Here is a 15,993-nt window from a genome sequence, read left to right on the forward strand (position 1 = left end):
GGAATATTTAATTAAATTAGCAAACATTAAAACACAAAATTATGGAACCGAAAAAGAATCCGAAAGCAGATATAGGCCGCAATAGCGGACTCTATTTTGTTATTGGTCTGGCACTTACAATGGCATTGGTATATGGTGCGCTAGAGTGGAAAACGTACGATAAGACAAATGACTACGATATTTCAATGAATGTAGATGATGAATTGGACGAAGAAGTTCCTATGACGGAGCAGATTAAGACGCCACCGCCACCACCGCCACCAGCGGCTCCTGAAATTATTGAAGTTGTTGAAGATGAAGAAGAGGTTGAGGAAACTGTAATTGAATCTACTGAGACAAGTCAGGAAGAAGAGATTATTGAAGTTGAAGATGTAATTGTTGAAGAAGAGGTAGAAGATGTAGATGTACCTTTTGCAGTTATTGAAGATGTACCTATTTTTCCAGGTTGTGAAAGTGAGTCTGATAAAAGGGCTTGTTTCCAGAAGATGATGCAAAAGCACATCGGGAAAAACTTTAGATACCCAGAAATTGCCCAGGAAATGGGGGTTCAAGGTAGGGTTAGTGTAATGTTTACTATTCAAAAAGATGGTAGCATTGGTAACGTTAGAATGCGTGGACCGGACAAAAACCTAGAAAAAGAAGCTGCTCGTATCATTAGTAAGCTTCCTAAAATGACACCAGGTAAGCAACGTGGTAGAGCTGTAAGGGTTCCATTCAGTATTCCTATTACATTTAAATTGCAATAAGCATCGCTTACAAAATATATTCAAGGCCTGTCTACAACGTAGACAGGCTTTTTTTTGTTGATTAACCTTATAATCGCTCTTTAATTTTTGATGGCTTTGTACGGTATAATATAAAGATGTCCAATTGGTTGCAGAAATAGAGGTTGAAAGCTATCTTTGCGGTTCGAAAAAAGATGAATGAAGACAGCGGTGAATACGGCAACAACTCCTTCTCTGGCGTTGGCAATGGCGGATTTTAAGGAGATTACCAAAGCCAGACTGGCAATTAGTGTGGTTTTTTCTTCTTTGGCCGGTTATTTACTGGGAGCCGATCAGATTAACTTTGTTTCACTTTTGCTATTAGCGTTTGGCGGCTATTGTATGGTTGGAGCATCTAATGCTTACAACCAGATTATTGAAAAGGATTTGGATGCGTTAATGAAACGTACCCAGAACAGGCCTATTCCTTCTGGTAGGATGTCCGTTAGAAAAGCATTGTTCATTGCTATTTTGCTTACCGTTCTAGGGGTAGTTTCCCTTTATGTGCTGAACCCTAAGACGGCAATGTTCGGGGCTATTTCCATTTTTCTCTATACAAGTTGTTATACACCATTAAAAACCAAGACGCCTTTGGCGGTTTTTATAGGGGCTTTTCCTGGGGCAATTCCTTTTATGCTCGGTTGGGTAGCTGCTACTAATGAATTTGGTATTGAGCCGGGAACATTATTCATGATTCAGTTTTTCTGGCAATTTCCTCACTTTTGGGCTTTAGGTTGGATGTTGGATGATGATTATAAAAGAGGAGGTTTTAAAATGTTACCTACTGGAAAAAAGGACAAAGGCACAGCATTGCAGATTATAATGTATACCATTTGGATGTTGGTTATTTCCATCGTGCCCGTATTTGGTTTTACAGGTAGGTTAGGACTTTCCGTTCCTGCAGCGATTATTATATTTTTAATGGGAATGGTCATGTTGGTCTTCGCTTTTCTTTTGTACGAAAAACGGGATAACGTTACCGCACGGAAATTAATGTTGGCCAGTGTTAGTTATATTACATTAATGCAGGTGGTTTACGTAGTAGATAAGTTTATTTAAATATGATCATGGATTTAACAAGAGGAACGGGGAAAGAAAAGAACGATAGGGCTAAAAAAATGATGCTCTGGTTTGGTATTGTAAGCCTTATCATGGGTTTTGCAGGGTGGACCAGTGCTTATATTGTAAGTAGCTCTCGTGAAGATTGGATCAGTGACCTTCATTTGCCAAGTTCGTTCTTTGTGAGTACGGCATTGATCATAGCTAGTAGTCTAACGTATATTATGGCAAAAAAAGCTATAAAAAGTGGTAGCGCTACTGTAGGAACACGTTGGTTGTTGGCTACATTGGGGCTGGGTATTGCCTTTGTTGCGTTTCAGTTCAACGGATTTTCCCAAATGATAGCCACAGGATACTATTTCACGGGTCCAACAAGTAACATTAAATTATCATATGTTTTCTTGATTGCTATGGTGCATATTGTACACGTAGCGGCAGGTCTTATATCCTTATTAGTGGTCTTATACAATCAGGTAAAGGGTAAATACTCCCCTCAAGAGCATTTAGGAGTAGATTTAGGAGCAACTTTTTGGCATTTTTTAGACCTGTTATGGGTTTATTTACTGGCATTTATGTACTTCGTAGGGTAATAAAATTAAATAAAGTTGGTTTTTCATGTGTATAGCGCTTTCACGATACATAAGAAAACTATAAATTTGTGCAAAATCTAACCATACTACAAAATATATGGATACAACGGTAACAACTGGTACGGCAGAAGAAAACGTGTGGGGTGGCGGAAATAGTCCCCTAGGAGCATCATACGGAAAAATGATGATGTGGTTCTTTATCGTTTCTGATGCTTTAACTTTCTCAGGTTTTTTAGCTGCTTACGGCTTTTCAAGATTTAAGTTTATAGAAACATGGCCAATAGCGGATGAGGTCTTTACCCACGTTCCTTTCTTTCATGGTAATTACCCCATGATTTATGTGGCTTTTATGACATTCATACTTATTATGTCTTCCGTAACTATGGTTTTGGCTGTGGATGCAGGACATAAAATGAAGAAAAACGCCGTAATCTGGTATATGTTCCTTACCATTATCGGTGGTGCTATATTCGTAGGTTCTCAGGCTTGGGAATGGGGTACGTTTATAAAAGGTGATTATGGTGCGGTTGAGACTAAAGGTGGCCGTATTTTACAATTTGTAAATGCCGAAACGGGCGAACGTGCTGCAATTCGTGATTTTGCAAAGACTATACCTACGGAGCGTGCGGAACATGAGCGTAAGAACGGAGTTTGGTTTTTTGATGAAGGATATATGCCTAGTTATTCGTTTAACGAGGTAATGGAAGGCTTTAAGGCTAACCCTAACATCCTTATCCGAACTGAGGCGATAGTCCAGGAAGGTGAGCATGAAGGACATAAAACTTTACTCAACAGAGAGGAGTCTCTTAAGAAAATAAAGGACGGTCAATTAGTTGTTGAAGGAGCTAACTTAATTCGTAATGAATATGGTAGTCGTTTATTTGCAGATTTCTTCTTCTTCATAACAGGTTTTCACGGTTTTCACGTTTTCTCAGGTGTAATTATCAATGTAATCATATTCTTTAATGTGATTTTAGGAACCTATGAGCGAAGAGGACATTATGAAATGGTTGAAAAAGTTGGTCTGTACTGGCACTTTGTAGATTTGGTATGGGTATTTGTATTTACCTTTTTCTACTTGGTATAATTTATTCTTCCTGAAAAAACGATATATAACGCATTTGAGATTTATATAATATGGCACAACACGCACACAAACTGGAAATTTTTAGAGGACTGTTGAAGTTTAAGTCCAACACCCAGAAAATTTGGGGAGTACTTATATTTCTTTCTCTTATTACAGCGGTTGAAGTAGTATTGGGTATTGTAAAACCAAGATCATTAACACATTCCTATTTTATTGGGATGAAGTTGTTGAACTGGATATTCATAATCCTTACTTTGGTAAAGGCGTACTATATTGCTTGGGATTTTATGCACTTACGTGATGAAAAGAGTTCTTTGAGAAGGGCGATTGTATGGACTCCTATTTTTCTAGTAGCTTATCTATTGTTCATTCTTCTTTTTGAGGCAGATTATGTTTACAACGTATACAAAGATGGCTTCATACAGTGGAATTTCTAAAATAATATCTTAATAAATTAACAGCATACTAAGACGGTTTCACAACCGTCTTTTTTATTTTTGTGGTTTACTAAATTTGGTGTTCGGCACTCTTTTGTTATGCAGGTAAAAAAGTATTCGGTCTTAGTGGTATTGTTTATTTTGCCTATAGTGGCATATCTCTTTTTTGCTTCAGGGGTAACTAACTTTGGAAAGCTATCGGTTTTGACAGAAGGAGTGGATGACGTGGCGCACATGGATCCCAATGTTAGTCTCAAAGATAATATTACCGTGGTAGGTTTCTTGGGTAAAAATCCAGATAAAAAAAATGGTAACGCCTTCAACCTTAATCAAAAAATATACAAGCGTTTTTATCAGTTTAAAGACTTTCAGTTTGTCATGGTAATGCCAAAGGGAACCGAGGTACAGGCCAATGAGTTAAAGAAGGAGTTGGGACATTTAGTGGATATGAAAAAATGGAACTTTGTTTTTGGCAATGACCAGCAAGTAACCGATTTTTTCAATTCGCTGAATACGGATATAGAGCTTGAAAGCGATTTAAGCACGCCCTATGCCTTTATTATAGACAAAGATTTGAGTCTTAGGGGCAGAACGGAAGATGATAAGGAAGGTACGCTATACGGTTTTGATGCTTCATCGGTTTCCGAACTTAATAATAAGATGGAAGATGATGTAAAGATTATATTGGCGGAATATCGTATGGCCCTAAAAAAGAATAGCGCCGATAGGCAAAAGTAGTAACGGTTTAGATTTAAATGCTGCAATGAAAAAGTATACGTACGTTTGGGTGTCTTTGGTAATACTGGTTTTTGGAATCATCTTCGTACCAAAAATTGTAAACCGTATTTCTAGTGGAACCATTGTAGAGAACGACCGTTTGAATGTAGAAAATGCAAAGAGTACTTTGTCCTACATCACTTTAAATGGAGAAAAGAAAAGGGTGCCTTCTTTTAATCTTATCAATCAAGATAGCTTGGCCATATCCAATTCGGATTATAAGGGTAAAGTGTTTGTTGTGGAGTTTTTCTTTACGAGCTGCCCTTCTATTTGTCCTATCATGACCCAAAATCTGGTTGAAATACAAAACCAATTCAAGGGTAATGACCAATTTGGAATAGCTTCATTTTCTATAACTCCGGATTTTGATACTCCTACGGTATTAAAAGCATATGCCGAAAAGAATGGAATTACAGATTTGGACTGGCATTTAATGACCGGTGATAAAGAACAGATTTACGATTTGGCCAATAACGGTTTCAATATTTTTGCTTCTGAAATGCCGGATGCACCAGGTGGTTTTGAGCATTCCGGTCTGTTTGCCTTAGTGGACAAAGAAGGATATTTAAGGTCAAGAAAAGACGATTTTGGAAACCCTATCATTTACTATCGTGGTGCCATTACCGAGAAACAAGGTGAAAATGACCACGGTGAAAAGGAGCAGATTTCAATCTTAAAAGAAGATATCAAACGTTTATTAGCAGAATAGATGGAGGAGACGCTAGCCAAGGAAAAAAGGTTTAATAAGTTAATTACGGTAGTTTCTATAATTGTACCGGTAGTGGTGGCCATATTGTTTGGGGTTAAAATACCAAATGTAGAAAGACTGGGTTTCTTGCCTCCAATTTATGCTTCAATAAACGGACTTACGGCCGTGCTGTTGATTGTGGCTGTTTGGGCCATAAAAAACGGTAAAAAGAAACTACACCAGAACATAATGACCAGTTGTATTGGATTGTCTCTGTTGTTTTTGGTAATGTATATTGCGTATCATATGACTTCAGAATCTACATCCTACGGTGGTGAAGGAGGTATGCGTTATGTCTATTTCTTTATTCTGATTTCGCATATTGTTCTTTCAATCGCTATCATACCTATGGTCTTAAAAACCTATGCTTTTGCTTATTTGGAAAAGTTTGAAAGCCACAGAAAATGGGCAAAGGTTACGTTTCCAATATGGTTGTATGTTGCGGTTACGGGGGTTGTGGTGTACATTATGATTTCACCTTACTATATAAGTTAGAAGAAAATAGGAAGAAGATAATTGTTTAATACATGAGAATGAAAAAGAGCCTGTTTGCCTTACTTTTTTTAGCTAGTTTAATGATTCCTGAAGATATGGAGGCGCAATGTGCTATGTGTCGTGCCGCTTTGGAAAGTAGCGGTAACGTTGATGCAGCGGAAGGTATAAACAACGGCATTGTATACCTTATGGCTTTGCCCTATATTCTTGTAGGAGGACTCTTTTATTTCGTATACAAAAAGATGAAAAATAGGTCCCCAGAAGAAGTTTAACATTTCTTTTGGTAATTTAGTGTAACAAAAAGTGCCCTTCATAGTCTTGTAGTTGTACGATATCCCCCATCGTGCTCATCAATCAATCAAAATCAACTACATGTTCGACATCGAAAGGTGGCAGGAAATTTTCGATACGATTCGCAAAAATAAATTGCGAACCTTCCTTACCGGTTTATCCGTGGCTTCGGGTATATTTATTCTCGTTATTTTATTAGGTTTTGGCGAAGGCTTTCGCAATGGTATTGCCCATGAGTTTGAACAAGATGCGGCAACCAGTGTTTGGGTGTGGCCGGGTACTACTACAAAAAAATATAAGGGGCTCAACCCTGGCAGAAATATTCAGTTAACCAATGCCAACTACGAGTTTTCGGCAAAGTTGCTCGAAGATGACATTCAATTTAAATCACCTAGAATTTTTGTTCGGAATGTATCGGTTACCTACGGTAATGAAGCATTGGTGTACCAGGTACAGGGAGTTTCGTCCCAATTTCAATTAATAGAGAATGCAAATATGTCCGGGGGTAGATTTCTAAATCCCCAGGATGAAAAGGATAGGGCTAAAGTAGCTATAATAGGAAAGAAAATAGCAGATGATGTTTTTTCTAAAGTTGATAACCCGGTTGGGGAATTTATTAAGATTTCAGGACTACCTTTTAAGATTGTTGGCATATTCAATGAAACCGAGGACAGGGAAGAGGAGCGCATTTACATACCCATGACCACGGCCCAAAGCACTTTTAACGGTGGGGATAGATTAAATAACCTAGCATATACTTTACCGCCAGCAGATAATTTTGAAGAAGTAGTTTCCCGATCCATAAAGTTCAAAAACAGTCTTCAGTCGTATTTGCAACAAGCTCATACTGTTGCTCCGGATGACACCAATGCTATATTCGTATGGAGTGCTATGGAAGAAGCCAAAAGGTACTATAGTCTAACGGATAATATTGCTTTGTTTTTCTGGTTCGTTGGCATATGTACCATAATAGCTGGTGTGGTTGGGGTGAGTAATATTATGCTGATCGTGGTAAGGGAAAGAACGAAAGAAATTGGTATACGAAAGGCACTTGGAGCCAAGCCATGGTCTATAGTTGGGATGATTTTACACGAATCTATTTTCATTACGGCCATTTCTGGCTTTGCTGGACTCATTTTTAGTATGGGACTCTTGGAGTTTGTTGGCCCTCATATAGAGGTGGACTACGTTTTAAACCCCTCCGTAAATTTTACGGTAGCTATTTCAACTGTTTTTGTACTAGTATTGGCGGGGGCAGTGGCAGGGTTCTTTCCTGCTTGGAGGGCGGCCAATATTCATACCATTGATGCATTACGAGATGAATAAAAAAATATCTGAACCAATTTTATTTCACAAACATGTTCAATAAAGACCGTTGGAAAGAAATTTTAGAAGTACTTACCGGTAACTGGTTCCGAACCGTATTAACGGCCTTTGGGGTGTTCTGGGGTATTTTCATCTTAATCCTGTTGCTTTCGGCAGGAAAAGGGCTGGAGAACGGGATTATGCAAGACTTTGGAGACATCGCTACCAATACCATGTTCATGTGGTCTAGAAGTACTACTAAGCCCTATAAGGGCCTTCCAAAAAATAGAAGTTTTCTTTTTAAAGTTGAAGACGTTCAGGCTATAAGGGATAAGGTGCCCAACCTAAGATTTATATCTCCAAGAAACCAACTTGGCGGGTTTAATGGAGCCAACAATGTAGTCCGAGGGATTAAGACCGGAGCCTATAATGTGTACGGTGATTATCCTGAAATTAGTAAGCAAGACCCTATGACCATGACTTCCGGGCGGTTTTTGAACTATAATGATATAAAGGAAAAACGAAAGATTGCAATAATAGGGGAGGGAGTACGAGCAGGGCTTTACGATAAGGATGAAGAAGTATTGGGTTCGTTTATAAAGATTCAGGGAGTGAATTTTATGGTGGTCGGAACCTATAAAAAGAAGAGCAACGATGGCGATGGCGAGGAAGCGCAAAAGGAAATTTTCGTGCCCTTTACCACATTTTCCCAAGCCTTTAATAGGGGAAGTGATGTGGGATGGATGGCCATAACTGCAAACGATGGTACTTCTATCACTAGTCTAAAGGATAAGATTATGGGCGTGGTTAAGGAAAACCATAAAGTGCACCCGGATGATCAACGTGCCGTTGGGCATTTTGATTTATATGAACAATTTCAGCGCGTTCAGAGTTTATTTGGGGCGTTGCGTTTTATCGCCTATTTCGTAGGGATTCTAGTGTTACTTTCCGGAATAATTGGGGTAAGTAACATTATGCTTATTGTGGTAAAGGAAAGAACCAAAGAAATAGGAATACGTAGGGCTTTGGGAGAAGACCCTTGGTCCATTAAACTACAGATTTTAATGGAATCTATCTTTTTGACCATTATATCGGGTATGGCAGGGATTACTTTAGGTGCATTGTTCATCTATGGGGTAAATGTGCTTTTAGATATAAACGGTCCGGTAGATATGTTCGCTAATCCCAGTGTAAGCTTAGGGGTAGTTGTAGTGGCTCTGTTCATTCTTATTTTTTCAGGTCTCTTGGCTGGTTTTATTCCGGCGCAGAGTGCAATAAAAGTAAGGCCCATAGATGCACTCAGAACCGAGTAGACTGAGAATCAATTTTGTAAAAAACAACAATCGAATAACATAACATCAATCAATCATAAAAATGAAAAAGTCAGTAACCAGAATCATCCTTTTGCTTATAGTCGTGGCCTTTGGCGGATCAATGTATTACCTATACCAAAAAAACGCTGAAGACCCTGTAGTGTATGAAACGGAACAGGCATCTAAAAAAACTATTGTAAAGAAAACGGTAGCCACGGGAAGCATACTTCCTTTGGAGGAAGTACTCATTAAGCCTAATATTTCTGGGGTAATAGAAGAGGTGTTTGTTGAAGGTGGTGATTATGTAAAGTCGGGAGATTTGCTTTGTAGGATTAAGGTGGTGCCCAATCTAAATGCGCTTAACGATGCGCGAAATACAATTGATGAGGCCAAGATTAATTTAGATGACCAGCTTAGAAACCTGGAGCGTCAAAAGGGGTTGTTCGCTAAAGGGGTGATATCAAAAGTAGATTTGGAACGTGCGGAAGTTACTTATGACCAAGCTAAACAAGGGTATGCTGCGGCCAACAAGCGTTATGATATTGTAAAAACAGGTACTACAAAAGGGTATGGAAATGCCGCAAATACTCAAATTAGGGCAACCGTTAGCGGAATGGTACTTGAGGTGCCCGTGGAAGTGGGTAATCAGGTAATAGAGAGTAACAATTTTAACGAAGGAACTACCATTGCCGCCATTGCAGATGTAGATAAAATGATTTTTGAAGGAAAGGTAGACGAAAGTGAAGTAGGTAAAATTAAAGAGAATTTGCCTCTTGAAATTACTGTTGGGGCTTTAGAGGGAAAGGTGTTTGATGCAGTTCTAGATTATATAGCTCCTAAGGGAAAAGAAGAGAACGGTGCCATTCAGTTTGAAATTAAAGGAACTATGAAAAAGCAGGATTCCGTTTTTATCAGGGCGGGGCTAAGTGCCAATGCATCGGTAATACTAGGTAAGGCAGATAGTGTTTTGGCTATTAAGGAAGCTTTGGTGCAGTTTGATGATAAAACAAAGTCGCCTTATGTAGAAGTGTCAAGTGGGGATCAAAGCTTTGAACGCAAGGATATTGAGCTGGGAATCAGCGATGGTATTTTTGTTGAAGTAAAATCCGGACTTACAGAAACAGATAAAATCAAAGTCTGGAATGCCATTGAAAAGGAGGAAGAAAAAGGATAATTTTATTATTTAACACAAAATTTGGAGTCCATCTTGTAACAATTGGGCAACTTACAAGTCCTATTGCCATATTGTTCAAGAATTCCAAATACAATTAACAATACTACCATGATTGAAATTAAAGATCTGCATAAATCCTACAAAATGGGTAGCAATTCGTTGCATGTTTTAAAAGGGTTGAATTTTAGTATTGAAGAAGGGGAACTTGTGGCTATTATGGGCTCGTCCGGATCGGGCAAGTCAACTTTATTGAACATTTTGGGAATGTTAGATGAGGCAGATTCCGGATCATATACGTTAGACGGAGTTCCTATTAAGAATTTGAACGAGACCAAAGCGGCTAAATACAGAAACAAGTTCTTAGGTTTTATATTTCAGTCGTTTAACCTTATTAACTACAAAAGTGCTATGGAAAATGTGGCACTTCCTTTATACTATCAAAAAGTACCTAGAAAGGAAAGGGAGGAAAAAGCCCTTAAATACTTGGCTCAGGTGGGGCTTAAAGAATGGGCAACCCATTTGCCAAATGAACTTTCCGGGGGGCAAAAGCAACGTGTGGCAATAGCAAGAGCTATGGCGGCAGAACCAAAAGTGCTTTTGGCCGATGAGCCTACCGGTGCATTGGATAGTAAGACATCGTACGAAGTAATGGATCTTATTCAGAATATAAATGATGAGGGCAATACCATTCTTGTCGTTACGCATGAAGAAGACATTGCCCATATGTGTAAGCGTATTGTGCATTTAAAGGATGGAGTAATCGTGGAAGATAAAAAAGTAGAACAGGTTAGGGCTGCTCAATATGTTAAGTAGAGACAACTGGAAAGAAATTTTCGAGACTATTCAAAAAAACAAACTTCGTACATTTTTGTCGGGGTTTACCGTGGCTTTGGGTATTCTTATTTTTGTTGTGCTTTTCGGATTTGGCAACGGCCTCATCAATACTTTTGATGATTTTTTTGGTGATGATGCCACCAATGTGTTCTATATATTTCCTGGTAGGACAACTATGCCCTATAAAGGTTATAAATCCAATAGGGCCATTGAGTTCGATAATAGTGATTTGGCAGATATTGAGAAAAACTTCCCCTTGTTCCTTGATTATATTTCACCAAGATTAACACGCCAGGATACGGTTAGCTACAAAAACGAGTCCAATAGTTATAGAACACAAGCAGTAGGGCCTGCACACCAGTACAATGAAATGACCATTATGATGAAGGGGCGTTACTTAAACGACCTGGATATAAAAAACAAGACCAAATATGCTGTAATTGGTAGGTTGGTGGAGCAAGACCTTTTTGGGGCTAAAAATTCAATGGGTAAATATATAGATGTAGGCGGTAGCTCTTTTAAAGTTATTGGGGTTTTTCAAGATGATGGAGGAGATAATGAAGAGCGCGTGGTATATATACCATATACCACCCGACAGTTGATTGAAAAGAACACGGATAAGATCAATCAGATTGTTGTAGGGTTTAAACCGGAGATTGGTTATGCAGGGGCTATGGCCTTTGAAAAGAGTTTGGATAAGTTTATCCGCTCAAAAAAATACATCAATCCTAAGGATCAAAACGGAATATTCATCAGGAATGTGGCCGATCAATTAAAACAGAATCAGCAATTTGCCAGGGTGTTACAGATCATTGTAGGTTTCGTAGCCTTTGGAACTATTATAGCAGGTATTATCGGGATCAGCAACATTATGGTCTTTGTGGTCAAGGAACGAACAAAGGAATTGGGTATACGCAAGGCACTAGGCGCTACGCCCAAAGCGGTAATTGGAACTATTTTATTGGAATCCGTATTTATAACTACGGTTTCCGGTTTTGTTGGGATGCTCGTTGGTGTAGCCATTTTAAGTTCAATGGGTGAAAAGCTAAAGGACTTTTTTATTACCAACCCATATATAGATACAGGTATAGCGGTTTCGGCTACTATAGTACTGATTATTTTTGGTGCCATTGCAGGGTATGTTCCCGCAAGGCGTGCCGCACGTATTAAACCCATTGTAGCCCTAAGAGACGAATAATATGAGCTTTATATTCGATAGAAATACATGGCAAGAGATTTTCGGTTCGATCAGTAAGAACAATATTAGGACCGTCATTACGGTTGTTGGGGTTTTATGGGGCATCTTTATTTACATAGCGCTTTCCGGTGCGGCCAAGGGCATGGACAATGGTTTTGAGAGCATGTTCCAGACCATTGCCAGGAACAGTATGTTCGTATGGGGGCAAAGCACAAGCATGCCCAATGAGGGGTACAAGACCGGAAGGCAGATGCAATTAAAAATCGAAGATGCGGTAATGATAGAAAATCGTATACCGGAAGTAGAATATATTGCCCCACGAAACGTACGTGGATTTTTTGGGTCGCCCCCTGCCAACATTGGCCGTAAGAACAAAACGGGTAGTTATTCTTTGTTTGGGGATTATCCGGCTTTTACCAAAATAGCTCCCAAGAAAATTTATGATGGCGGTCGTTTTATTAATGATGAGGATATTGAGCAGTCCCGTAAAGTGGCGGTAATTGGTGAGCGTACACAAAAAGAGCTGTTTGATAAGGATGAGAATCCCATTGGTGGATATTTTAAAATTGACAATGTATATTTTCAAGTAATAGGAGTCCATAAATTTGAGCCTAGTGGTGGTTTTGGTGGTGATGGCGATATTTTTATTCCTTTTACCACCTTCAAAAAATTGTACAATACAGGCGAAAATGTAGGATGGTTTTCCATTGCGGCCTATGATGATGCAGATGTTATAAAAGTAGAGGAGAATATAAAGGACTTGTTAAAGAACCTGCATAACGTACATCCGGATGATGACCGTGCTTTTGGGTCGTTCAATTTGGGGGAACAGTTCAATAAAATCGTTGGTTTTGCCAACGGAATTACGTTTCTGTCCCTTATTGTTGGTATTGCTACAATTTTGGCAGGGGTTATAGGTATTGGTAACATTTTGCTTATTTCGGTAAAGGAAAGAACCAAGGAACTTGGCGTACGAAGGGCGCTTGGCGCCACACCTGCGGAAGTGCGTAACCAGATTATTTTAGAATCCGTTTTTCTTACCGTCATAGCGGGTATCATGGGTATTATTTTGGGTGCCATGACTTTGGCGGGTATTGCTAGTTTAACAAAAGATATTGATTTCCCTTATACAAACCCAACAGTGCCTATACCCTATGTGTTAGGGGCGTTGGCCATTATGGTGGTATTAGGAACCTTAATTGGGCTTATACCTGCCCAACGTGCCGTTAGTATTAAGCCTATTGACGCGCTACGTGAAGAATAACAAGCTATTTTGTAACAAATAGGAAGACAACAGAACCAATAGACAATAAACACATCTGAAAAAATGAACAAAATCGTAAAATATATCTTAATTGGTATTTTGATATTAGGTGCCCTATGGGCCGCAGCTTTTTTCGTGAAATCAAACAGTAAAGATGCTGTTACGTATGAGACGTCAACTCCTTTCATTTCTAATATAGAAAAGAAAACCGTGGCCACTGGAAAAGTAATTCCAGAGGATGAGGTAGAAATAAAACCTCAGATTTCGGGTATCATCCAAAAAATATACTTGGAGGAGGGGCAGAAGGTTAAATCGGGAGATTTAATAGCAACAATTAAGGTGGTGCCAAACGAACAGGCCCTAAACCAATCTAGAGGTAGGGTAAGGAATGCCGAACTGGCACTTAATAATATAAAAATTGAATACAACAGGAACAAGACCTTGTTCGATAAAGGTGTGATTTCTAGCCAGGATTTTAATACCCTTCAACTACAGAACGATCAAGCGGTACAGGAGCTTGAAAATGCAAAAGCAGACTATCAGATTATTCGTCAAGGGTCGGCCGGAGGTTCCAGCAGTGCTAATACGAACATACGCGCTACGGTAGACGGGACTATTTTGGAAATACCGGTAGAAGAAGGTGATCAGGTTATTGAGAGTAACAATTTTAATGATGGTACAACCATTGCTTCCATTGCGGATTTAAGCAAGATGATTTTTGAAGGAAAGGTTGATGAAGGCGAGGTTGCCAAATTGGAAGTAGGTACACCCTTAAAAATTAGTTTGGGTGCAATAGAAGGAACCGAGCTGGATGCAAAATTACGTTTTATAGCACCTAAAGGAATAGAGGAAACAGGTGCGGTACAGTTTAAGATTGAAGGTGATGTTGAGGTAAAAGATGATATTTTTATACGAGCTGGATATAGTGCCAATGCATCATTGGTTCTTGAGAAAAAAGACGACGTACTGGTTATTCCCGAAGCGCTGTTGCAGTTTGATAAAAAGACCGATAAACCATACGTAGAGATTGAAACTGGTGATCAGCAGTTTGAAAGAAGGGATATTGAGATAGGAATTTCGGATGGGGTTAACGTTGAAATCGTATCAGGATTAACGGAATCGGACAAAGTGAAGATTTGGAACAAGACCGAGCCTATTAAAAAAGGAGAAGACGAAGAGGAAGAGGAAGCTAAAGAAGAGTAAAAATCATCAATCATAATCAAATAATCAAAACATGAATTTTAAACTAACAGCATTACTGCTCTTATTTTCTATTGGGGCCGTTAGCGCCCAGCAGAAAAAATGGACGCTGCAGGAGTGTGTAGACTATGCGGTTGAACATAACCTTTCCGTAGAACAGTATGAGTTGGATCTGCAAAATGCACAAATAGATAAATCGGACGCGGTGGGAGCAATGTTACCTGCGGTGAATTCTAGTGCAAGCGTAACGGGTAGTACAGGTCTTTCGTTTGACCCAACCACCAATCAGCCGGTAACCACAACAATTTTGTCTGCCAATGGAGGGTTGACATCGTCTTTGACACTTTTTGACGGTTTGCGAAATCTACACCGTTTAAATCGTGCTAAACTGAACGCATTATCCAATCAATACCGTTTGGATGATCTTAAGGACGATATTCGCTTGAGTGTAGCCAACGCTTATTTGCAGATACTCTCCAATAAGGAAACATTAAAGGTTTTTGAAGCCCAGTTTGCTGTGTCCGAACAGGATTTAAAAAGGTCTAAGGAATTGGTGGATGCCGGTGTTATTCCCAAGGGAGATTTATTGGAAATAGAGGCAACCGCCGCAAACCTTGAACAACAAATCGTAAATACGCAGAACCAAGTGTTGATTTCCCGTATCAATCTGGCGCAATTGCTTCAGATAACGGATTATGAAAATTTTGATGTCTTGGATGCCGATTTTGAGGTTCCACCATCCGAGGTGCAGTCAAAATCACCAAAAGAAATTTTTGCAGAGGCCTTAACTTTTAGAAACGACATTAAATTTTCGCAATCCAATATAGATTTGGCCAAGAAAGATTTGGATATCGCCAAGGGGGCTATTTATCCAACCTTGGGGGCTTTCTTTAATTACAATACCAGATATTCAGATCAAGGCGGATTTGATAGTGCTACGGGAAGGCTGGTTCCTGCAGAGAGTTTTGTAAATCAATTGTGGATTAATGACGGTATTTCTTACGGGGCTAGGTTAGACATTCCAATCTTTAATGGTTTTGCCGTAAAGAACAATATAAAGCGCTCTAAAATTAATGTTGAGAAGGCCAAATTGCAGTTGGAACAGGATAAATTGGATTTGGAGACTAGCATCAATCAAGCATATGTAGATGTCAAGAGTTTTTCAAAGGCCTATGATGCGGCCCAAAAAACGTTGGATGCAAGACGTCTTGCCTACGATTATTCAAAAGAACGTTATGATGTTGGCCTTATGAATGCTTTTGACTTTAGTCAGGCACAATCAAGGGTAGATAATGCAGAAGCTGAATTAATCCGTACCAAGTACGACTATATTTTTAGACTTAAGGTATTGGAGTTCTATTTTGGACTCCCTTTGGAGTTGAAGTAAGATTCTAATTACCAAAAACTGAAGACCTTCTTAGTGTAATACTGGGCGGGTCTTTTTTTGTATGTAAATT

Annotated in this window: 17 protein-coding genes; all 17 read left to right on the plus strand. The window is 39.1% G+C overall.

Features of this window, described 5'->3' with window-relative positions:
• Window positions 1-41: 41 nt before the first annotated feature.
• On the plus strand, window positions 42-746 hold the full coding sequence (locus tag Q4597_RS05650; protein WP_215438505.1) for an energy transducer TonB: 705 nt from the start codon (window positions 42-44) through the stop codon (window positions 744-746).
• Window positions 747-923: 177 nt separating this feature from the next.
• The gene (gene cyoE / locus Q4597_RS05655; protein WP_303405175.1) at window positions 924-1,823 is read left to right on the plus strand and encodes a heme o synthase; all 900 of its coding nucleotides are present in this window, start codon (window positions 924-926) and stop codon (window positions 1,821-1,823) included.
• An 8-nt stretch (window positions 1,824-1,831) separates the two neighbouring features.
• Window positions 1,832-2,413, plus strand: coding sequence for a cytochrome c oxidase subunit 3 (locus tag Q4597_RS05660; RefSeq protein ID WP_289038815.1), 582 nt, complete (start codon window positions 1,832-1,834; stop codon window positions 2,411-2,413).
• A 97-nt stretch (window positions 2,414-2,510) separates the two neighbouring features.
• Entirely contained in the window at window positions 2,511-3,500 is a 990-nt protein-coding gene (locus Q4597_RS05665; protein WP_215438502.1) for a cytochrome c oxidase subunit 3, read from the plus strand.
• 50 nt (window positions 3,501-3,550) lie between these two features.
• Complete coding sequence (locus Q4597_RS05670) at window positions 3,551-3,937, plus strand: cytochrome C oxidase subunit IV family protein (protein ID WP_215438501.1); 387 nt, start codon at window positions 3,551-3,553, stop codon at window positions 3,935-3,937.
• Between the two features lie 99 nt (window positions 3,938-4,036).
• Window positions 4,037-4,675, plus strand: coding sequence for a hypothetical protein (locus tag Q4597_RS05675; protein WP_303405178.1), 639 nt, complete (start codon window positions 4,037-4,039; stop codon window positions 4,673-4,675).
• Between the two features lie 25 nt (window positions 4,676-4,700).
• Window positions 4,701-5,423 carry an SCO family protein gene (locus tag Q4597_RS05680; protein ID WP_289038823.1) on the plus strand — a complete coding sequence of 241 codons (723 nt, stop codon included), beginning with the start codon at window positions 4,701-4,703 and terminating at the stop codon, window positions 5,421-5,423.
• Entirely contained in the window at window positions 5,424-5,957 is a 534-nt protein-coding gene (locus Q4597_RS05685) for a DUF420 domain-containing protein (RefSeq protein WP_215912958.1), read from the plus strand.
• A gap of 38 nt (window positions 5,958-5,995) precedes the next feature.
• The gene (locus Q4597_RS05690) at window positions 5,996-6,229 is read left to right on the plus strand and encodes a hypothetical protein (RefSeq protein ID WP_303405183.1); all 234 of its coding nucleotides are present in this window, start codon (window positions 5,996-5,998) and stop codon (window positions 6,227-6,229) included.
• Between the two features lie 100 nt (window positions 6,230-6,329).
• On the plus strand, window positions 6,330-7,574 hold the full coding sequence (locus Q4597_RS05695; protein WP_303405185.1) for an ABC transporter permease: 1,245 nt from the start codon (window positions 6,330-6,332) through the stop codon (window positions 7,572-7,574).
• A 32-nt stretch (window positions 7,575-7,606) separates the two neighbouring features.
• Entirely contained in the window at window positions 7,607-8,866 is a 1,260-nt protein-coding gene (locus tag Q4597_RS05700) for an ABC transporter permease (protein ID WP_303405187.1), read from the plus strand.
• Between the two features lie 61 nt (window positions 8,867-8,927).
• Window positions 8,928-10,040 carry an efflux RND transporter periplasmic adaptor subunit gene (locus Q4597_RS05705; RefSeq protein WP_215438494.1) on the plus strand — a complete coding sequence of 371 codons (1,113 nt, stop codon included), beginning with the start codon at window positions 8,928-8,930 and terminating at the stop codon, window positions 10,038-10,040.
• 108 nt (window positions 10,041-10,148) lie between these two features.
• Window positions 10,149-10,853 (plus strand): ABC transporter ATP-binding protein, encoded by a 705-nt coding sequence (locus Q4597_RS05710; protein ID WP_215438493.1) that lies wholly within the window; start codon window positions 10,149-10,151, stop codon window positions 10,851-10,853.
• Window positions 10,843-12,072, plus strand: a complete 1,230-nt coding sequence (locus Q4597_RS05715) for an ABC transporter permease (protein WP_215912954.1) — start codon at window positions 10,843-10,845, stop codon at window positions 12,070-12,072. Before Q4597_RS05710 ends, Q4597_RS05715 begins: the two co-directional genes overlap by 11 nt.
• A 1-nt stretch (window position 12,073) precedes the next feature.
• The gene (locus tag Q4597_RS05720; protein ID WP_303405190.1) at window positions 12,074-13,336 is read left to right on the plus strand and encodes an ABC transporter permease; all 1,263 of its coding nucleotides are present in this window, start codon (window positions 12,074-12,076) and stop codon (window positions 13,334-13,336) included.
• Between the two features lie 63 nt (window positions 13,337-13,399).
• Complete coding sequence (locus tag Q4597_RS05725) at window positions 13,400-14,539, plus strand: efflux RND transporter periplasmic adaptor subunit (protein ID WP_215912953.1); 1,140 nt, start codon at window positions 13,400-13,402, stop codon at window positions 14,537-14,539.
• A gap of 31 nt (window positions 14,540-14,570) precedes the next feature.
• Window positions 14,571-15,923, plus strand: coding sequence for a TolC family protein (locus Q4597_RS05730; RefSeq protein WP_303405192.1), 1,353 nt, complete (start codon window positions 14,571-14,573; stop codon window positions 15,921-15,923).
• Window positions 15,924-15,993 lie beyond the last annotated feature (70 nt).

Source organism: Zobellia sp. 1_MG-2023 (genome assembly GCF_030549125.1).
Lineage (GTDB): Bacteria > Bacteroidota > Bacteroidia > Flavobacteriales > Flavobacteriaceae > Zobellia > Zobellia russellii.